The following is a 19,727-nucleotide window of genomic DNA, read 5'->3' on the forward strand; positions in this document are numbered from 1 at the left end:
ACTTGGTGTATAATTCCACACTGCAATGCAAAATCCTTCATGTTTTTGGAAAATTAATGCCTTATTTTAAAATAAATATTTCCAATTCCATTGTTTCGATTTAATTCGACTTTTATTCGACTTTTATCGATACAATCAGCTCAATTTCGACAAGTACGTCTTTGGGCAGTCTGGCCACTTCAACCGTGGAGCGGGCAGGTTTGTGATCACCAAAATAAGAGGCGTAAATCGTATTGAGGGCGGCGAACTGGTTCATATCTTTGATAAAAACCGTCGCTTTCGCCACATCGGAAAAGGTCGCTCCCGCTTCCGCAAGGACCGCCTGCAAATTGCGGAATACCTGATGGGTTTGTTCTTCGATTCCGCCTTCCACCAGCTGACCGTGTGCATCCAGTGGAATTTGTCCGGACGTAAACAATAAATTGCCCAGTGTAATGGCTTGCGAATAAGGTCCGATTGCGGCCGGCGCCTTGTCTGTAGATACAATGCGTGGAATATGCTTCATTTTTGAAAGGTACCTCCTAAAGGTGTTTGTGAATTTAATTGGCCTTGCTGCAGCTCTGAGCTATTTGGCATCAAAAAAATTACCCGGAACAATCGTCGTATGCTTGGTCTTCATATCCACCGCGGTAAGCTTGGCAAGCGATACATAATCCTCCAGCAGCCTCTCTTCCGTGCCAAGCTCCCCTGATTCCACGAAGACGCCGACACCGGCGACCTTGGCATTAAACTCATGCAGCAGATCCATCATTCCCTGCACCGTGCCGCCTGCTTTCATGAAATCATCAATAATGAGCACCCGGGACTGCTCCTTGAGCGCCCGGCGGGTAAGAGACATCGTCTGAATCCGTTTGTTGGAGCCCGACACATAGTTAATGCTCACGGCCGAACCCTCCGTTACCTTGTTGTCGCGTCTTACAATCACAACGGGAAGGTTCATGCAGGATGCTGTTGCATAGGCAAGCGGAATGCCCTTCGTTTCTACAGTCATGATTACATCGATATCGGCGGATGCGAATGCGGTTGCAAACATCCGGCCCACATCGGCCAAGAGACCAGGCAAGCCCAGCATGTCTGTCATATATAAGTAACCGCCTGGAAGCACCCTCTCGGGCTGTTCCAGCTGGCGGCAAATATGATTCATAATGGATAATGCTTCTGCCTTGCCCATTTTGGGTGTATATCTGACCCCGCCCGCAGCACCTGCCAGCGTTTGCAGTTCACCGAGTCCTTCTTCCTCGAATACCTCTTTAATAATGGCCAGGTCTTCACTGATGGAGGACTTGGCAGACTGGTAACGATCAGCAAAAGCTGTCAAAGAAATTAACGTATGGGGCCGGGTAAGAAGGTACTGCGTCATTTCAACTAACCTAGCACTTCGTTTTAATTTCTTCACAGCATCGTCCCCCTCGCTAAATCCGAATATTATAATGATAATATATCATTTTTATACGGATTTAATCAAGAAAAACGTCTTTATCATGTCAGCATTCTTACCACGTAAACTTCTTTGCAGAAACCACGCAGACCATTATATATCCGTGATACTTTGGCTTCTTTGCTGACCAGGCCAAAAACTGTCGGACCGCTGCCCGACATCAAGACCCCGTCGGCACCCAACCGGTACATGATTTCCTTGAGCTGGAGCACCTCCGGATAGGCATGAAGCGTAACCGACTCCAGTACATTGCCGAGATTTGCGCATATATCGGAAAAGGAACCCCGCTCAATAGCCGATAACATCGCCGAGGTTGAAGGATGCTGCTTGAGCTCCGACGCCCGCAGCTTTCCGTATACGTCAGCCGTAGACACGTTGATCGGCGGCTTGGCAAGCACGACCCAGCATTGCGGCGGATTGCCGATCGGCTCCAGCTTCTCGCCACGGCCGCGCGCAACTGCCGTTCCTCCCGTCACACAGAACGGTACGTCCGAGCCCAGCTCCGCGCCAAGCGTGCATAGCTCGTCCTCAGAGATTCCGAGCTCCCAGAGCCTGTTCAAGCCCCTGAGCGCAGCCGCAGCGTCACTGCTGCCCCCTGCAAGCCCCGCAGCAACAGGGATCTTCTTGTCCAAATGGATATAAACCCCTCTTGAGACGTCATACCGGTCCTTGATCAATTTAGCCGCCTGGAAGGCAAGGTTCTTCTCGTCCAGCGGTATGTAGCCAGCCTGGCTCGAAATAATAATCGTATCCCTGGGAAGTTCTTCCATCTCCAGACGATCTGCCAGATCCACCATCGTCATAATCATTTCCACTTCATGGAAGCCATCGTCCCGTTTACGCAATACATCGAGCATCAGATTGATTTTAGCCGGCGCTTTTTCATAAATCTTCATTTGTGTCACCCGTTCGTTATATATAGAAAAATAGAATCTTTTTTTATATTCTAACAAAAGGCCATAAGAAAAGCTAAGATGTCCTTTGCGCGGCGTTTATGTCCGCTCAGGCATCTTAGCTTCTGGATAAAATATATCCGGTCATCCAAGGAGTTCATCTCCCGAAATCCAATCGGCTAATGGCGTGGTTGATATGGCTGACGCGACTGCATGGTCTGCACAAAAGCCGGCGAGAAAGAACTGCCTGCGCTTCTTTCCGGTTGTCCCTGCGGCACATAAACGGCGACTGGCGGCGTGGATGCTGTGAAGCGCTGCTGCACGTTTGGCGCGGCTTGAGGAGCGGTGAATTGTTTGGCGGCAGCCTCCTCAGCCAATTGAATTGCCCGTTTCACCATATTCCCGGCATCCTTGGCTTTAATGCCGCCCCAGCCTTCGCGCTGCACCGTATCGTAAAATCCAAGGTCCTTCGCCAGTTCATTCTTCAACTGCTCGCTCATAAAGCTTCGGCGTTTGCGGCTCATCCCAATAGAATCCTCCTTCGACCTGTAAGTTACCGTTAGTATGCTTGAATTTAAATTCTTCATGCACGCGGGCAAACAGGCTGTTTTTGGAGATTCGCTTGGGGTATGACGCTTAATGGACAGAAAAAAGAGTACGGACTTTTGAAGGGTCTCCGTACTCGATCAGGCTTGTTATTCTTTTATTGCATATACGTAATGCGAACTTGGCCATCATCGCTATCTACAGTCACTTCAACCGATTCAGTCAAAATATCTGCGTAGCTGTAGGAGACCCGCTTGAACGCATGCTGCTCCTCGTCAAGTTTGACAATGAATACAGAAGGGTAGATTTCTTCCAACACTCCGGTTCGTTCAATGGTCTTTCGTCGACCACCGTTTGCGCGAAGACGTATTTTGGAGCCGACATGGATTTCCAAACTGCGTTTGATCTCCATCAGTGCATTTTTAGCCATTGTCCACTACCACCTCTTTCCTTGTCCATTATAACTAAAAAGAGGTGGTTTGTCAAAAAATTATAATTATAACAGTGCGGCAAACAAATTGTCAATAATGAAAAGTCTAATTTTGGGCCGGATGCATAATATATTTTGCGAAGTGGAATATTATACGGTTGGCTTGATACCCGTCAATGTTTTGGGCTTGGGAAGTCCGACGCGGTATTTTCCTAACGTTTCAATCCCCCCCACGCCATCGATCCCGCTGATCGTGCCATGAATCACATCGGCAAGATTGACCGTCTCCCTGATGGACGTATAGCTCGCTTTGATGGCAACATAAACAGGATCCAGGGCATGAATAAGGATCCGGCCTGGTGAGCTTGCAAAATTGGCACCGGACTGCAGCAGAGCCTCATAATGGGACTGGCAGGCGCCGGCAACGATAATCAAGCCGTCACGGCTTTTCTCATACTCCCGCGCAATGCGCACTGCATTGCAGAAGTTCTGGGAGTTTTTGTAGCTGTTGATGCTCATCAACTCATGCTGCGGCGTATTTTTAAAAACCCCGTCATGGCCGGTAATTACAATAACATCCGGATTAAGCTGCGGCAGCAGACGCTGTACCAGCTCAGGCATCTGCGACTCATGCACATGCAGGCCATGTGCAGGAACCTTCATCTGCGTATATAGCTGCATGCTTTTCTTCATGTAATTGCCGTCTCCATCAAGATGGAGCACCTTGCCGGGCACTTCAAAGTAGGGCTGGCTTTCGTTTGTCGCCCTCCTCAACTCGCTTGCATTATGAATGACCAGCTTCTCCCGCTGCTCCTTCATGCGCCGCATCGATTCATTTACCTTAACGCGAACCTCTTTGGCCGCACCGGTGGATTCCGGATGGGAAACAACCGTCAAGTCGCGAATCGGAGCGTCTGCAAGCAGCCGGTAGTCCGTACCCTTCAGTATTGCTATTTCTGAGTCTAGAATGGCAACGCGAAAAAGGACGTCCCCGCCATACGATTTGCGGACGACCAGGTCCCCTTGCTTCATGGGCAAATCACCTCTTCGTCTATCCTATGGGCCAGCAACGTCAATGGTGCGTTTTTAAGCCGTCCGAAGATCTCTAGCTTGGCAGTCCGGCTTCCAGCAAAGCGTGGCTAAGGCGGGCAAACTCATCCAGCGACAGCGTCTCGCCGCGGCGTGCAGGAGCAATGCCGCAGCTCTCCAGAAGAGGTCCCAGAAGCTCCCTGTTCTCTTTGCCCACCAAAGCTGTCAGGTTATTATAGATTGTCTTGCGCCGCTGTGCGAAACTGCCCTGGACAGTACGGAAGAAATGGGCTTCATCCCTCACATCAACAGGAGGCTGCTTGCGCACCGTCAGCTTGATAACAGCGGAATCCACATTGGGCTGCGGGATGAATACCGTATGCGGCACGATGCAGACAAGCTCCGGCTCGCAATAATACTGAACCGCCACACTGAGACTGCCGTACTCTTTGCCGCCAGGCTTTGCAGCCATCCGCTCCGCCACTTCCTTCTGAATCATAACCACTATACGCTCAAGCGGCAGCTTTTCCTCAAGCAGCTTCATAAGAATCGGCGTTGTCACATAATAGGGCAGATTTGCCACTACACTGACTCCGCTTAACCCCGCAAAATGCTTCTCAATCAGCTCGCCCAGATTCAGCTTCAGCACATCTCCATGCACAACATGAACATTAGAGCGATCAGCGAGCACATCCCTTAGAATCGGAATAAGCCTGTTGTCGATTTCCACTGCGGCAACGCGCCCGGCCTGCTCGGCAAGCTGCTGGGTCAAGGCTCCGATGCCCGGCCCGATCTCCAGAGCTCCTTTTGTTTCGTCCAGCCCTGCTGCCGATACGATTTTTTCCAATATATTTTGATCAATCAGAAAATTTTGTCCCAGACTTTTTTTGAAGGAAAATCCGTATTTGGCAATGATGTCGCGTGTGCGTCTTGGCGAAGCTACATCCTCATGCACGTTTGGACCACTCATTCAAGACTTGCCCCTTTCGCTGCTCTCTTGCTCCATCGCTGTCAATGCCAGCTCAAATTCCTCGCGCGTAATTCGGAACATGGAGCAACGCTTAAAAAACTGCTTGCCGTTCGCATAGCCGATGCCGAGCAAATTGCCCATCTTTAGACGCCTCTCTGAAGCGTTCGCGTGCACAAGAAGACCTGCCCGCATAAGATCGTCCCAGGTGATCTCGGGCTGGCTTGTCCCTTCGCCGTTGCCCGCTTCCGTACGCACATTGGCGAGCGCTCTTCGAATCGCTTCGGGCGAGGCGTTCTCGACGCCGATATCCCCCTTGTAGCTTGCATCCTCCTGGGGGAGAAAAGCATGCTTGCAGCCGGGCACACGCTGCGCAACAATTTTACGGATGCGCTCCCCTGCATGATCCGGATCTGTAAATAAAATAACTCCGCGGCGCTGCTGTGCGAGCTCCACCCTGCGCAAAACATCCGCTCCGATAGCCGAACCGCCGGTTTCGATCGTTTCCGCTTCAACTGCCCGCTTGATGGCCACGGTATCGTCCTTGCCCTCAACTACGATTATTTCCTTAATCATGCCGTCCATCCATTCCCTTCAGACAAACATACAAAAGAAGAGGCAATCGCCCCTCCTTATAATGGCATATTTATGTTTAAAATACGATATGAATGAGGTAAACCCTTATTAAGGGAGTTAGGTCCCAAGGTTAAATTGCCTCCGGCTTATTCGGCCCGAGCACATAAACCGTGTATCCTCGTTTGAGACCAAACTTCTCAGCATAAGACTCACTTTCAAAATAAACATCGATTTTTTTGCCTTTGACGGCACTGCCCGTATCTTCCGCTCTGCGGAAACCGATACCCTCAATGTAGACCCACCAGCCGATAGGAATAACCTTCGGGTCAACCGCGATAGTTCTGCCCTCTTGAACCGTCGCACCTGATGCCGTTATCCCATATTGCGGATGACTCTTTGACTTGCCCGTTGATGAAACGCCCGCAGCATATGCAGTCAGCGTTACATTCTTCAATATCTGTTTAGGCTTCAGCTTGTCGCCCCGCTTGGTCGTTACTGTAGAAGAGCCCGCCTTCGCTGAGAGCGTAACTACATTCGTTTCCGGCTTCTTGGTACCCACCGCCACCACTTTATCGACCGACTCCGCTTTCGTCAGCTTGGTAACCATAGTCTGGGACACAAGCACCCCGTCCGCATATACGTTCTCAAACTGTTTGACTACTTTGCCTTCATTGCCGTTTTGAATAAGCTTCTGTTTGCCCTGCTCAAGCTTGGGGTCTTCCTTCTTCACGACCGAAAAGGGAACGGTATAAGCCTTCTCCGAAATTTTCTTCTCGATCCGTGTGACCGTGACACTCATGTTGGACTTTACTCTGTCCTCCAGGGCAGGCCAAACTTTATCTTGACTGCGTATCAGTATGTCCGATTGATCGATCACTGCCTTAACCGTTCTTTCTGTCGTGTACAACGTTCTTACCTTGCCGTCTGCCTTCACATGGACCGGTACCGCTTGGTCAATGACGATGCGGTCGCCGTCCTTTATTCCCCCGTTAAGAGGTAAGGACACCTTGTCATACTGCCCTATCGTGATGGCTTGTTCATCCAGTAGGCGTTGAAGGACCCATTGTTTTGTCGAAACAATGGTTTCTTGTCCGTTCACTACTACGGAGACGTGCTTGTCAGCCGTTCCGTACAACAACACCAGAAACATGAAAGTCATAGCGATTGAGATCAGAGCGCTCAGTAATATTAAACGCACGTTCTCATGCTTCCATCGCAATGCGAAAGACATGCTGGATGATCGTTTACCATGGGTATCCTTAAGCTGGAGTGCGCCCACTTCTTCGGTCCTCCTTCATAGCCCCGCCGCCTAGTTACATGATTGCCTTTGACGGTTCTATTGTTTTTGTTGGCGTGATTGCACGCCACTCCTCGTTCCAACCTCGACCTCCATGGTAAACCCTATGTCGTCTTTTTACGCAATATTCAAAATAAAAGAAGCCGACGACGACAGAGGATCTGTTTCGTGGCTTCCCAGATGACGACGGGACATGGATTAAATGCACGAGGTTGATCTCTCTTATAACACTATTACGCTGGCGAGGTTAGCTGTCGGATTCGGGCGAGAGAGTCGCCCTATTCATGGCTGGCATGTCTACCACATGCTTCCATAAAATTCACCCCAAGAAGAATTCAACATTTACTGCCCTTCGTCCGATACGAAGTGTATCAATGTTTGGTTCCCCCGCTCTCCGACTTCGGAGATTAAGCGATATTTTGGAAAAGGAATGCAAGTTTTGAAGCTCTGAGATGAATGATACCGCCTTTTGCTGCTCATTGTAAAGAAGAGATTAATCGCGATTTTAACGAATTTTAAGGAAAATCACGTGAAAAACTGCCAATTTACTGACTCAAAATTAGTTTTTTCACTCGAAATGTCTTGATTGCTGCCTCTTATAGCCCTTTTTCTTTAAAAGCAAAACAATTCTGAGCATTCTCTGTCGTAATTTTCGAGATTTCTTCTACAGATTTCCCTCTAATTTCGGCAACCGTTTCTGCTACAAGACGGACAAAAGCGGACTCGTTTCGTTTCCCCCTATAGGGGTGGGGAGCTAAATAAGGAGCATCGGTCTCGATCAAAATACGGTCAAGCGGCACCTGTGCAAGCACCTCTTTGGGAACACGCGCGTTCTTGAATGTGAGCGGTCCACCGAACGAAATATAGAAATTCATGTCAAGGCATTGTTTCGCCGTCTCCCAGCTGCCTGAGAAGCAGTGCATGACCCCGCCCACATCTTTGGCATTCTCCTCTTTCAGTATATGAAGCACGTCCTCATGCGCCTCCCGGTTATGAATCGAAATGGGCATCTTCTTCTGCCGCGCAAGTTGGATCTGCTCCCGGAAAACACGCTGCTGAACGTCCTTCGGAGACGTATCCCAGTGATAATCCAAGCCTATTTCGCCGATTCCGACAACCTTGGGATGATCGCAAAGCGATGCAATCCAGTCCAGGTCCCCGGGCAGCATATGAATGCTTTCAACAGGGTGCCAGCCTACAATCGCATAGATAAAATCATATTGCTCCGCCAGAGCCATTGTCGTGGGAATGGTCTCCCGGTCGAAGCCGATATTTATAATTCTCGAGATCCCGGCAGCACGGGCCCGTTCGATCACTTCCGCGCGGTCTTCGTCGAATTGTTTCGAATCCAGATGGGTATGCGTGTCGATTAACATAAGCAAGTTGATCTCCCTTCTATAATAAGAGCCCGAATCGTTCGCGGATATGCGGCGACAACAGATGGGCCGATTCAAGTAAAGGCTCTTCGGGGTAATACAGATGATATTTGCCCTGATGAATTCCGGTAATCGAGCGGATGATATCCGACTTTCTGGAGATTTCAGACAAGCGGTCATCCTGCCCCAGAAGCAGAATCGGCGGACGTTCATCCTTGTCCATGAAATCATGCCCCAGACGGTATACATCATACGGCATATCGTAGGGAAAGTCGATTTCCAGATGATAGTCCGGATTCAGACCGATCGATTGGAATTGTTCACGAATTTCCTGCCAAAGCTTTTCATCGGCATTGTCCATGGTTATGTATTTATATAGTTTTCGGTTTAGGAATCGGGTGCATAATTCTGCCAGCAGAGAATCCTCCTCCTTCAACCACTGCGTAAAGGCTGTTTGAGCCATGGCTTCGTCCAGCAGGAGATAGTTCTCCACATCCAGCGTACCTTCCATCAGATGCCGGAGCGGTTCGATCATCCATGAGAAAGCATACCCGCCCCCATAAAGCTCGCGCGCTCTGCGAAATATTTGTCGAAGTATAATTTCCGAGCTCCGGGTGACCGGGTGAAAATAAACCTGCCAATACATTTGGTAGCGGGACATCAGATAATCCTCAACGGCGTGCATTCCACTCTCTTTTACAACAATTCGTCCCTGATACGGCCTTAGAACGCGAAGAATGCGTTCCAGATCGAAGGTTCCGTAATTGACGCCTGTATAGTATGCATCGCGCAGCAGGTAATCCATACGGTCCGCGTCCATCTGGCTGGATATGAGGCTGACCACAATCGGTTGATTGTACGTTTTGCAGATGACAGCCGCCACCCGTTCCGGCAGGGAGGGGTCGCACTCGCGGAGAACCTGGTTAATTTCAGTATTCTCCAGTAATATACGGCATGTCCATTCCTCATGATCAGTATCAAACACCTGCTCAATGGAATGCGAGAAGGGACCATGACCCACATCGTGCAGCAGAGCGGCGCATAACGTCACAAGCCTCTCTTCCCTGGGCCAGTCCGTATAACCACCCCGTTCAAATTGGGAAATGATTTTTCTGGTTATTTCATAAACGCCCAGTGAGTGCGAGAAGCGGCTGTGCTCCGCCCCGTGAAAGGTCAAATAAGATGTACCGAGCTGACGAATTCGCCGCAGACGCTGAAATTCCCTCGTATTAATGAGATTCCATATCGTCTCATCCTGCACATAAATATATTTATGAACCGGATCTTTAAATACTTTCTCCTCGGCTAGCGAATGATGTCTAGGATTCATCTTTTTCCCCTCCGATATTCAATTATTCGACATAATTTCTTTTTAATGTGTCGAATTGTGTCGTAAACGCATTACCAAATAGTCAGTATCGTTGTATGATTTATGTAAGGCTATACACCCTATCCTTATGGATAAAACGGAGAAAAACGGCGTATTTGCAAGCAGAATCAAGGTTGACTATTATGGGAAACGTTGGTATTATAAAAACAAGAATTAATAGAACTTTGTCGAAAAATGACGAAATAAGTATTTTGAGAGGAGCACGGGATAGATTATGATGAAATCAACAGGTATTGTGCGTAAAGTGGATGAGCTCGGACGTGTTGTAATCCCCATTGAACTGCGCCGTACGCTTGGCATCGGTGAAAAAGATGCCCTGGAAATTTATGTGGACGGCGAACGCATTATGCTGAAAAAATACGAGCCCGCTTGTATCTTCTGCGGTAATGCCGAGAATGTCACTTACTTCAAGGGAAAAATTGTATGTAACGCTTGTTTATCCGAAATGCCAACTCCTGTAACAAAATAAGAGACAAAACCGGAATCATGCGTTATAATATAATTAATCAACTTACATTTGTTAATTCTAACCTTTTTAATACTCCTTGCCTTCCTGAGTTTGCTTATCAGGAAGGTCCTTTTTTTTATGGCTCCAAGAAAGAAACGGCATTCACTTTCGCATGATTTCATTATATACGTCGCGTTTTGCCAACCCTCGATCAACCGCGGTCAGCTTGATGGCCTCTTTCCGATCCAGATTCTGCCCTTCATAACGACTTACATGCTCCTCCAGACTCAGCTCCGTCCACCAGGGCTTGTCATCCCCCTCCAGATCTTTCGCATCCGATGCATTGGCTCCGGCAACGACCAGGCAGTACTCGCCAAGCGGCGGATGTTCACTGAGCCAAGCCAGACATTCCGATATTGTCCCTCTCGCCGCCTCCTCAAATCGTTTCGTGAGCTCCCGCACCATAGCTACGTCACGGTCGCCCCATAGCTCCAGCATAGCCGTGAGGGTTTTGGCCACCCGATGAGGCGATTCATAGCAGATGATAGTCGCATCCTGTTTCCTCAGCTGCTGCAGCCACTCCTGCAGTGCTTTGCGCTCGCGCGGGGGGAATCCTGTAAACAGGAATCTGTCTGTAGGCAGGCCGGATATGATAAGTGCCGACAGCGCCGCGTTTGCCCCTGGTATGGGAACAACCGCGATTTCCTGCTCAGCTGCCGCTACTACCAGCTCTGCACCCGGATCAGAAATGGCGGGAAGCCCCGCATCGCTCACCAGTGCAATCGAGAGTCCCTCAGAGAGAAGGCGAATAAGCTCGCTGCCGCTTGCCGACTTATTATGCTCATGATAACTTACCAGCCTGGTCGGGATTTCAAAATGAGTCAGAAGCTTGCGTGTCTGCCTGGTATCCTCCGCCGCAATCAGATCGACTTCCTTCAACGTGCGGATCGCACGAAGAGTTATGTCTTCCAGATTTCCAATCGGCGTTGCCACCAAATAGAGCGTACCCGCTTTCTTGCTCTCTTGATCTTTCGCTTTCGTAAAGCTTTGCTGAACTTTCATGTTGGCTCGATCCTCGTTTCCGGCTGATGATTTCCATAATAGATCTGCATGATCTCTTCATTATATTGACGTTGGCTGTTGTAAACGATTAAAGGCGCCAGAAGCTTAACATCGGGCCTGCCGTCGCGTACCGCTTCAATCAGCACCATATTCGCCTCTGCCTCCACATGTGGATGGACGAAGCGGATCCGCTTGGTCTCCAATTTCCATTTTCGAAGCGTTTGCGTAATCTCAATCAATCTCGACGGCCGATGCACCATGGATACACGTCCGCCGGTCCGGACCAGCTTGGCGCAAGCGGCAACAATATCATCCAAAGTCCCGTTTAATTCATGCCTGGCATTCGCAACGTATTCATTCTCATTCCGCTCGCCAATTCCCACCGGCATGTAAGGAGGATTGACCGTAATCGCATCGAAGCTGCCATAACCGCTATGTTCTATATAATAACGAAGATCGCCTTCGTGAATGTGAATCTGGTGCTCCAGCTTGTTCCATACCACACTTCTCCTGGCCATATCCGCAAGGCGGGGTTGAATCTCAACGCCCGTGATAGCCGCCTTGGTGCGCGTAGATAACAACAGAGGAATAACTCCATTTCCGGTACATAAATCCAGTATTTTTCCCCGTGGCGGGACCCCGGCGAATCTCGCCAGCAGAACCGCATCCATAGAGAAACTGAACACATCCCGGCTTTGGATGATGTGCAGCTGATGGGTCAACAAATCATCCAGCCGCTCATTCGATTTCAGTGTTCCTTCATTAAATGGATTAGACACGTGCATGATACCCTCATTTCTTCCCTTATTATTACCCGCTGCAAGCCTTTCTGACATCCCGGTATAATCCAGGAAGGAATATCGTTAATCCGTGTTCTCGGGACATAAAACAAACAAGACCCGGGAAGCCGGGTCTTGTTGTGTAATCATTCCTTATTCAGAAAGGATAGACAGAACAAACAGTCACCCTCCGTACGCAAATGCCCATAGTACAAGTTGCAAATGTGAAATCCTTCATGATAAAGACGGGCAAGATTGTCGTAGCCCTCGCCGACAGCTGCCGCTTGGTCCAAGGGCATATGAGGAGGCAGTTCTACAGTTCCCTGATCGTCGGCAGCAACAGCAGCCTCCGGCTCTACGTGAGCGGAGAGAATCGCCGTTTCGCGCTTAAATATCTTGCGCAGCTGCTGATTCTCGATGCTGAGCCGTTTGTTCTCCTCAAGCAATGCTTTCACCCGCTGCTTGAGCGCGCCCATTTGAACATGCAGGCTCCCCATATTCGTTTCCAGCTCGTCCATTTGGTTAAATATATCCTTCTTGTTCAAGTTCCCACCCCAAAGACTGTTCAGCTTCGGACTTACGGATTCCCGCCTTATTTAATCACGACATCATCCAGCGGCATTTCCTTCGGCTTCCCACCATCGAATAGTTGCACATAAACGGATTTGGTGCCTACGTTTATTCCGGTCACTTTGCCTTCTCCCAGGGAAGTGACAACGACCTTGCCAACGGCCGGAAGTTCTTCCCGGACGCTTTCATAATTATCATGCTCATATTTCAAGCAGCACATTAATCTTCCGCATAAACCGGATATTTTGGTTGGATTCAGCGATAGATTCTGATCCTTGGCCATCTTGATCGATACCGGCTCAAAATCGCCCAGCCAAGATGAGCAGCAGAGAACGCGCCCGCATGGGCCAATCCCGCCCAGCATCTTCGCTTCATCCCGCACACCAATTTGCCTAAGCTCAATGCGGGTGCGGAATACACTGGCCAAGTCCTTCACCAATTCGCGAAAATCGACCCGGCCTTCTGCCGTGAAATAAAAAATGATCTTGTTCCGGTCAAACGTAAATTCGACGTCGACCAGTTTCATTTTGAGCTGATGATCTTTTATCTTATCGAGACAAGTATTAAAGGCATTGCGGGCAGCCGACTTGTTCTCGTCAACGATCTTGGCATCGTTGTCACCTGCAATACGGATGACTTTCTTAAGCGGAAGGACAACATCCGATTCACCGACTTGTTTGTGCCCAACCACAACTTTACCATATTCAATACCTCTGGCCGTTTCCACAATTACATGCTGATCTTTATCTACCGGAAACTCCACAGGATCAAAATAATATATTTTGCCCGCCTTCTTGAAGCGGACGCCAACGACGTTATACAATCCGTCACCCCTCCTGTATGCGGATAAGCAATTGCTCCAGGGCCAGCTGCGGGGGTACATGAGCACGCATTCGTTTGCCTGCTTCCAGCGTATGCTCCATGCACCGTACCCAACCGTCCGCTGAACGTCCGAATGCATGTTTGCCGATCCAATCCACCTGATCTATAAAAACGAGTGCCTCATGTCTTCCAGCTTGAAAGTGAATCATATCTTTATACCATAATACGAGCAGTGACAGCAGCAGCTGCGGCTGTTCACCAAGTCCCGTCTTGAATACTTGCTGTTGAGCGGATACCATCGCCGCGGTGAATCGGGTCAGACTATCCTTGCCTAATTGTATCACTACATTTCTCATTTCTGCAAACTCATTCTGCTGGATGATCAAGCGGCATGCCTCAAGCCCGGAAGCCAAATGAACGGCAGCCCGCGCCAGAAGCTGTGGAACCTCCTCCGCTACAAGCGTTTGCAGCATATCCGTAGGCGCGAGCGGCATAAAAGGCACCCACTGCGTACGTGAGCGTACCGTCGGCAGCATGGCTTGTCCGTTTTCTGTCAGCAAAATCGCGACCACCAATGTCTGCGGCTCCTCCAGAAATTTGAGCAGACTGTTGGCGGCCTGCGGCGTCATCGTTTCTGCACGCTGCATAATATATATTTTACGCTCCGCTCCTGAACTCCGATAAGCAAGTTCACGCTGAAGCTCGCGTATCTGATCAATTTTAATTGAACTGCCATCCGGCTCAACCACATGAAGATTGGGCTGATTGCCATGGTCAAACTTGCGGCATGCCAGGCACTCCCCGCAAGCATCACCTTGACCCGCTGTGCAAAATAGCGCTTTGGCGAATTCTTTGGCCATAGCCATTCTTCCGCTTCCCGGAGGGCCGCTGAATAGATAGGCATGCGAGACTTTGCCGCTTCGCAGTGCATGCTGCAGGATTCGTTTCGCCATAGGCTGTCCCGCCAGTTGTGCGATACTCATATGAATAATTCCTTTCCACACTCACCTGCTGCCAACGTACAAAATCTGGCGGCAGCCTTAATATCGATGAAAGCTTCTTCCATTTTAGAGAAGAAACGTAATCCTGGAACTTGAGGGAAGTCCACAAGATTCCACATCTCTCCATTCTAAAAAAACAAATTGATCAGAATCCCCCGTATATCTCCGATCCTTTGCAAAAGCTCCAACCGCCCCGCCTCAGTGTCCAGCAGCTCTTCTCCCATCGATAAGAGCGCCGAGTCCACCTCGTCAAGCAGCTTATAACGTTTTGTCCGGCCGCGCCGGTCAAACCCACGCGTCTCTTTCATGCCAACACCGCGTTTTACGGTATCTTCAAGAAATTTCTTAACCATTCTCCGATAAAGCTGCAGCTCACGCACTGTCATGGAACGCGACAAGCGCTCCCCCTGATTGTGGATATCCTGCAGCTTCTGCTGCAGCTGCTCCATCGTCCGCTGTTCGTCCTGATGCATCATGACGTCAGTGAAGTTTTTTGGTTGAGCAGGTTTATAGCCCAGATCCAGCCGGGAACGGTCCTGCCCCAACGGTCGATAACCCGGATTAATCTTCATCCTTCAATCACGTCCAATCAGAAATGTTCGAATCTTTCTACAGGTACAACGAATACGGCGGCCCCGCCAACCTGTACTTCGACTGGAAACGGAATGTAGGCATCGGTTGTGCTTCCCATCGGCGATACGGGCGAAACAAGCTGATCGCGCACCTTGCAGTTGGAGCGGATCACATTAAGCACTTCGTGTACCCGTTCATCCTCAATACCAATCATAAAGGTCGTATTGCCTGCCCGCAAAAAACCGCCTGTACTTGCCAGCTTTGTTGCTCTGAAGCCTTCTTGAACCAGCGCATTCGACAACCGGTTGCTATCTTTGTCCTGTACGATCGCAATCACTAATTTCATTGATTATCCCTCCCGAATTATATTGCCATTCGTAATGTTTAGAAACAATAAAATGCAGGTTTCTTATTCATGTGCAGAACTTTCAAGAAAAACTGCGATATGTGTAAATGTACATGCTATAGGATGTTAAGAGGACTACTATTATAATTTGACATCGTTTGCAAATAATCCTTTAAAACGCTGTGCGATTATCGAAATGGAGTCATTTAACAGAGCTTCAGGTGAAGTTTCTGCATTTATTCTGACTATTCGCCCCGGATTCTGTGCATGCAGCTTTGTATAACCTTCACGTACCAGATGATGAAAAGAAAGTCCTTCCATATCGAGGCGATTGATTTCCCTGTTCTTGGCATCATAGATGCGCTTAAGCCCTGCTTCCGGAGAGATATCCAGCCATAATGTCAATTCGGGCATCACATCCTCAACAGCAAAACGGTTAATCGACCAAATTTCATCCATGCCAAGCCCTCGTGCATGACCCTGATAAGCAAGACTGCTGTCAACGAAGCGGTCACATATAACAAACATGCCATCGGCAAGAGCGGGTATAATTTTTTCCGTCAAATGTTGTCGTCTGGCAGCTGCATATAGAAGAGCTTCTGTTCTGGCTTCCATTGCGGTATTGCCCTGATCGAGGATAACGCCTCGTATTTGTTCGGCAATGGGAATTCCTCCAGGCTCCCGTGTTGTCATCACACGGATACCTTTTGCTGACAGTATACGCGTTAGCCCATCAATGAGTGTCGATTTTCCGGCGCCTTCACCGCCCTCAATAGTCAAAAAAGTTCTCGGTTCCAACATATGAGCTCCCTTTAGAATCGTTTCTTGTCCCTATCATAACAAAGCAAGCTATAAGCGTAAACGAATTCCTGCCCTATCAGCATCATCATAATGTCCTAGGCCTCCCGAATCACCATTATCGTTTTCAATGTCGGATCCGATATTCCTTGACATTTTGCGCCCATCAGGGCAAGCTCCTTCATATATAAAGCGACATTCTGATGAATCCTTTCTCCAGAATACAAGATGGGGATGCCCGGGGGATAGGGGATAACGGCTTCTGCAGCTATTCGGCCTGCTGCCTCCGTAATATTGATCATTTCCACCTGGTCACGCTGTTTCCGCTGTCTGTTGAAGAGTACTGGTTCAGAAATCGATTGTACGGTATCATACATGGATCCTTTTATTTTTGCTTCATTTACATAATTTCTATGAATTACCATATCAAAATCAGTGCCCCTATGTACCTCTTTTCCAATTTCGATACATGCCTGGATCAGCTTCTCGTTGTCCTTTAATGACATTGACATACCGAACAACAAAATCACATGAATAGAATCGGCCATTTCCGGCCAGCATCCTCGTTTCTCAAGCATTTTCTGAAGGTCATAACCGGATAATAATCCGGCTCGATCCTTAATCACAATACGAAGGGGGTCCCCCATCATATTCAGACCGTAAGCAGGCAATTCAATCCACCCGGAAGATTCGTTTGCCCAGTGCCTGAATGACTCTGCTGCCATTATGCCCTCTTCAAATAAAGAAGGTCCAAAGGTATCAATCATTGCCCGGGCAATATCCAAGGATGCCATAATCGGATAAGAAGGACTGGAGCTTTGGACCATTGACAGTGCTTCTCCTAATGCATCACGATCAATCCTGATTCCCTGTACATGCAGCATAGCACCCATTGTAAGAGCGGACAACGTTTTGTGAGTCGACTGTACCACAGCATCAGCGCCTGCCTGAAGCGCTGAACGGGGGAATGAGGGATGCATGCCGTAATGAGCGCCATGCGCTTCATCGACCAGCAGCAGACAGTCATGACTGTGTACAAGCTTTGCATATGGCTCTAAATCCGTACTTAATCCATAATAGCTGGGATTAGTTAGGAATACGGCTTTTGCCTCTGGATATCGGAGAAGAGCTTCCTCTATATTAGACAGTTTTGGAATTGCATGCAAACCTGTTCCTGGATCTGTTTGTGGTGAAAGAAATACCGCTCTTGCCTGTGCAAGCATTAATCCATTTAGAACGGACTTATGTACATTTCTTTGTAAAATAATAAGATCTCCTGGGTTGCAGCTGGCCATTATCATTGCCAGGTTTCCAACTGTACTCCCTCCAACCAGGAAATAAGTGTGCTCTGCACCAAAGGTGCCCGCAGCCAGACGCTGAGCCGCAGCAATTACGCTTGTCGGCATATGAAGATCGTCTGTCCCAGACAGCTCTGTCACATCCAAGGCCATAATCGCTTGAAATATCTGAGCTGCATCTGTATCTAGCTTTTGCAGCTTATTTAAAGATTGGCCATATTTATGGCCTGGAACATGATAACTTATTGGAATTGAGCGGTGCAGGTCCATTAACGCTTCATACAAGGGTGCGTGGAATAATGGCTCAATAGCAGTCATAAGAAATATAAATTCTCCTTTTAGATAATTAAACTGTAAATATAAAAGCTAAGCACTTGACCATTTCACAAATAATTTACAAATTATTATAATATAACCAAATAAGGGGTGTAAACAGAAAATAAATCCTCGCTATCCCGATTGGAGCTTCCTTTTCGAGATCTGCGAGGATTGACTATGCTGATGCCATCCGGATCACAATCAGGCATTCTTTTGAACCCAAATTTGCTTCAGCTGATGAATAAAGAAAGGGTATTTTGCATCTTGGACTTCCGTTCTGACCATTTCCACTTCGCATGATTCACAAATGAATTCATCAATAATTCGCAGACCTTCCTGCTTATGATGCCCGCAAATAATGCAACAGCTTCCGATTGCTTCTTCCATCATTCTTCACCTCGCCTTTACAGGAAATTACTCATTGCTACTATTATGCCACATAGTCTAGCATCATATACTTGTTTCATAGCCCGTTTCAAATAGCCCTACATCATATGATACACGAGTGAAAAGGGTGAATGGTATCTAAATATGTTGCCTTTGCTCCGCTCTTCAAAAAATGAATGCAGTTTCCGATACATTCTCTAGTAGGATGGAGGGGACATTGTCACAATGAGAGGCACGCTCGCTGAGCAGGAAAAAGCCACAATTTATCAATACCAGCTGATCCGTAAAATCGTTGTGCGCAAAGAGCTTATATGGAGCTACTTAAGCGTAGCATGCATCATTTCGATCTTTCAATTAGCCTTGTATCAAGTAGACGGTGCAATTGCACTAGCTCTGGGACTGATCGTAACTCAGCTGATCCAATTCATAATTATTCGCTTAACCTTGATTCGTGTGGATGAGCCGGATAACCGCCGGTGGGGCTATCGATTGATATTGCCTTGGGTCGGATATATCCCAATTGCCCATATTGAGCTTGCTCTCTTTCGTCGTCTGCAGCGTCATATGTTCTGGCTGGGGCTGTGCGCGATTGGCGTTGCTTACCCTTGGGCTAATGAAGCTCAGATGATCAGCTTGATATGCTGGCATTTATGGACATTGGCACCGCGGGTTGTCCTGCTTCGTCAGTTGCGGAAAGTTCGCCGTGACGGTGTTCTCCGCATCCAGGCAGCCGATGTAAGCTATTATCATCGTTAGTCAATTGATTATAAGTAGAGGGTGCTCAGGAACACCCTCTCTTCTTTGTGTAAGGACTAAGCAACAAACATCTTGAATTTAAAAATTAATAAAGTAGACCATAGAGACAGGAAACAAAAGATAAATATTGCGCAAATATTGGTATAGAGGATTTTTCTCGAAAAAAAACGGATAATCGTGCACAGCACATGGTGTCGCATGCGTGCCGGTTATCCGGTAAAATAATTATATGAATGTTATAAAAGAAACAGCTGTTATTGGACAATAAATTATGCTGTTCCTCCAGTCGGCAGGAACTTTATCATACAACATGCATTAGTTAAACAACTTCTGAAAACAACAAGCGAATTCTAAAAAACAACAAGCGAGAAACAAGCCAGCAGATAACAAAAAACCGACCACAGAACTGCGGTCGGCTTCTCGTGCTTGGCAACGTCCTACTCTCCCAGGACCCTGCGGTCCAAGTACCATCGGCGCTGAAGGGCTTAACGGTCGTGTTCGGGATGGGTACGCGTGGTTCCCCTTCGCCATTGCTACCAAACGGGATGGCTCGGCTATGGACCGATCATCATAAGGGTGGTTACACCCTGAAAACTGGATACGAACGTTTGCGAAACGTTTAGCGGC

22 protein-coding genes, 1 rRNA gene, 1 pseudogene and 1 riboswitch are annotated in these 19,727 nt (G+C 48.3%); of the genes and pseudogenes, 2 read left to right on the plus strand and 22 right to left on the minus strand.

What is annotated here, in order from left to right; genetic code table 11:
• Positions 1-112: 112 nt before the first annotated feature.
• The 11 genes and pseudogenes from ACFOLF_RS17735 to ACFOLF_RS17785 all read right to left on the minus strand — a co-directional run bounded on the left by ACFOLF_RS17735 (position 113) and on the right by ACFOLF_RS17785 (position 9,882).
• The gene (locus tag ACFOLF_RS17735) at positions 113-505 is read right to left on the minus strand and encodes a RidA family protein (RefSeq protein WP_210046356.1); all 393 of its coding nucleotides are present in this window, start codon (positions 503-505) and stop codon (positions 113-115) included.
• 60 nt (positions 506-565) lie between these two features.
• Positions 566-1,396, minus strand: a complete 831-nt coding sequence (gene purR, locus ACFOLF_RS17740; protein WP_210046355.1) for a pur operon repressor — start codon at positions 1,394-1,396, stop codon at positions 566-568.
• Positions 1,397-1,479: 83 nt separating this feature from the next.
• The gene (gene ispE / locus ACFOLF_RS17745) at positions 1,480-2,334 is read right to left on the minus strand and encodes a 4-(cytidine 5'-diphospho)-2-C-methyl-D-erythritol kinase (RefSeq protein WP_210046354.1); all 855 of its coding nucleotides are present in this window, start codon (positions 2,332-2,334) and stop codon (positions 1,480-1,482) included.
• Positions 2,335-2,681: 347 nt separating this feature from the next.
• Positions 2,682-2,855: pseudogene (locus tag ACFOLF_RS17750) on the minus strand (small, acid-soluble spore protein, alpha/beta type); the annotation flags it as partial.
• Positions 2,856-3,034: 179 nt separating this feature from the next.
• Entirely contained in the window at positions 3,035-3,307 is a 273-nt protein-coding gene (veg, locus tag ACFOLF_RS17755) for a biofilm formation stimulator Veg (protein WP_189000010.1), read from the minus strand.
• A gap of 150 nt (positions 3,308-3,457) precedes the next feature.
• Positions 3,458-4,339, minus strand: a complete 882-nt coding sequence (yabG, locus tag ACFOLF_RS17760; RefSeq protein ID WP_210046353.1) for a sporulation peptidase YabG — start codon at positions 4,337-4,339, stop codon at positions 3,458-3,460.
• Positions 4,340-4,412: 73 nt separating this feature from the next.
• A complete protein-coding gene (gene rsmA / locus ACFOLF_RS17765; RefSeq protein WP_210046352.1) occupies positions 4,413-5,306 on the minus strand; it encodes a 16S rRNA (adenine(1518)-N(6)/adenine(1519)-N(6))-dimethyltransferase RsmA in 894 nt (297 codons plus the stop codon).
• Entirely contained in the window at positions 5,307-5,879 is a 573-nt protein-coding gene (gene rnmV, locus ACFOLF_RS17770; protein WP_210046351.1) for a ribonuclease M5, read from the minus strand.
• Between the two features lie 130 nt (positions 5,880-6,009).
• The gene (locus tag ACFOLF_RS17775; RefSeq protein ID WP_379114254.1) at positions 6,010-7,158 is read right to left on the minus strand and encodes a 3D domain-containing protein; all 1,149 of its coding nucleotides are present in this window, start codon (positions 7,156-7,158) and stop codon (positions 6,010-6,012) included.
• 239 nt (positions 7,159-7,397) lie between these two features.
• Positions 7,398-7,600: riboswitch (cyclic di-AMP (ydaO/yuaA leader) on the minus strand.
• A gap of 172 nt (positions 7,601-7,772) precedes the next feature.
• Positions 7,773-8,552 carry a TatD family hydrolase gene (locus ACFOLF_RS17780; RefSeq protein ID WP_210046350.1) on the minus strand — a complete coding sequence of 260 codons (780 nt, stop codon included), beginning with the start codon at positions 8,550-8,552 and terminating at the stop codon, positions 7,773-7,775.
• Positions 8,553-8,571: 19 nt separating this feature from the next.
• The gene (locus ACFOLF_RS17785; protein WP_210046349.1) at positions 8,572-9,882 is read right to left on the minus strand and encodes an HD domain-containing protein; all 1,311 of its coding nucleotides are present in this window, start codon (positions 9,880-9,882) and stop codon (positions 8,572-8,574) included.
• 274 nt (positions 9,883-10,156) lie between these two features.
• Between ACFOLF_RS17785 and ACFOLF_RS17790 the strand changes: the two genes are divergently transcribed.
• On the plus strand, positions 10,157-10,411 hold the full coding sequence (locus ACFOLF_RS17790) for an AbrB/MazE/SpoVT family DNA-binding domain-containing protein (protein ID WP_188999999.1): 255 nt from the start codon (positions 10,157-10,159) through the stop codon (positions 10,409-10,411).
• A gap of 141 nt (positions 10,412-10,552) precedes the next feature.
• On the opposite strand, the gene rsmI is transcribed toward ACFOLF_RS17790, so the two are convergent.
• The 10 genes from rsmI to ACFOLF_RS17840 form a co-directional block, all read right to left on the minus strand.
• Positions 10,553-11,452, minus strand: a complete 900-nt coding sequence (rsmI, locus tag ACFOLF_RS17795; RefSeq protein ID WP_210046348.1) for a 16S rRNA (cytidine(1402)-2'-O)-methyltransferase — start codon at positions 11,450-11,452, stop codon at positions 10,553-10,555.
• Entirely contained in the window at positions 11,449-12,231 is a 783-nt protein-coding gene (locus tag ACFOLF_RS17800; RefSeq protein WP_379114252.1) for a tRNA1(Val) (adenine(37)-N6)-methyltransferase, read from the minus strand. The genes rsmI and ACFOLF_RS17800 overlap by 4 nt, the downstream gene beginning before the upstream one ends.
• 146 nt (positions 12,232-12,377) lie before the next feature.
• A complete protein-coding gene (locus ACFOLF_RS17805) occupies positions 12,378-12,776 on the minus strand; it encodes an initiation-control protein YabA (protein WP_210046346.1) in 399 nt (132 codons plus the stop codon).
• Between the two features lie 47 nt (positions 12,777-12,823).
• The gene (locus tag ACFOLF_RS17810) at positions 12,824-13,624 is read right to left on the minus strand and encodes a PSP1 domain-containing protein (RefSeq protein ID WP_210046345.1); all 801 of its coding nucleotides are present in this window, start codon (positions 13,622-13,624) and stop codon (positions 12,824-12,826) included.
• Between the two features lie 4 nt (positions 13,625-13,628).
• Positions 13,629-14,606 (minus strand): DNA polymerase III subunit delta', encoded by a 978-nt coding sequence (gene holB, locus ACFOLF_RS17815; RefSeq protein WP_210046344.1) that lies wholly within the window; start codon positions 14,604-14,606, stop codon positions 13,629-13,631.
• 146 nt (positions 14,607-14,752) lie between these two features.
• Positions 14,753-15,196 carry a YaaR family protein gene (locus ACFOLF_RS17820; protein WP_210046343.1) on the minus strand — a complete coding sequence of 148 codons (444 nt, stop codon included), beginning with the start codon at positions 15,194-15,196 and terminating at the stop codon, positions 14,753-14,755.
• 17 nt (positions 15,197-15,213) lie between these two features.
• Complete coding sequence (locus ACFOLF_RS17825) at positions 15,214-15,543, minus strand: cyclic-di-AMP receptor (RefSeq protein ID WP_210046342.1); 330 nt, start codon at positions 15,541-15,543, stop codon at positions 15,214-15,216.
• Between the two features lie 141 nt (positions 15,544-15,684).
• Entirely contained in the window at positions 15,685-16,344 is a 660-nt protein-coding gene (tmk, locus tag ACFOLF_RS17830; protein ID WP_210046341.1) for a dTMP kinase, read from the minus strand.
• 95 nt (positions 16,345-16,439) lie between these two features.
• Entirely contained in the window at positions 16,440-17,957 is a 1,518-nt protein-coding gene (locus ACFOLF_RS17835; RefSeq protein WP_210046340.1) for an aminotransferase class I/II-fold pyridoxal phosphate-dependent enzyme, read from the minus strand.
• A 201-nt stretch (positions 17,958-18,158) separates the two neighbouring features.
• Positions 18,159-18,344, minus strand: coding sequence for a sigma factor G inhibitor Gin (locus ACFOLF_RS17840; protein WP_210046400.1), 186 nt, complete (start codon positions 18,342-18,344; stop codon positions 18,159-18,161).
• Positions 18,345-18,569: 225 nt separating this feature from the next.
• On the opposite strand from ACFOLF_RS17840, the gene ACFOLF_RS17845 reads away from it, so the two are divergent.
• Positions 18,570-19,100 carry a transposase gene (locus ACFOLF_RS17845; protein WP_210046339.1) on the plus strand — a complete coding sequence of 177 codons (531 nt, stop codon included), beginning with the start codon at positions 18,570-18,572 and terminating at the stop codon, positions 19,098-19,100.
• Between the two features lie 424 nt (positions 19,101-19,524).
• Here ACFOLF_RS17845 and rrf read toward each other — a convergent pair.
• A 5S ribosomal RNA gene (gene rrf, locus ACFOLF_RS17850) occupies positions 19,525-19,641 on the minus strand.
• Between the last annotated feature and the right edge of the window lie 86 nt (positions 19,642-19,727).

The sequence above is a fragment of the Paenibacillus sepulcri genome (genome assembly GCF_042647105.1).
Lineage (GTDB): Bacteria > Bacillota > Bacilli > Paenibacillales > Paenibacillaceae > Paenibacillus_Z > Paenibacillus_Z sepulcri.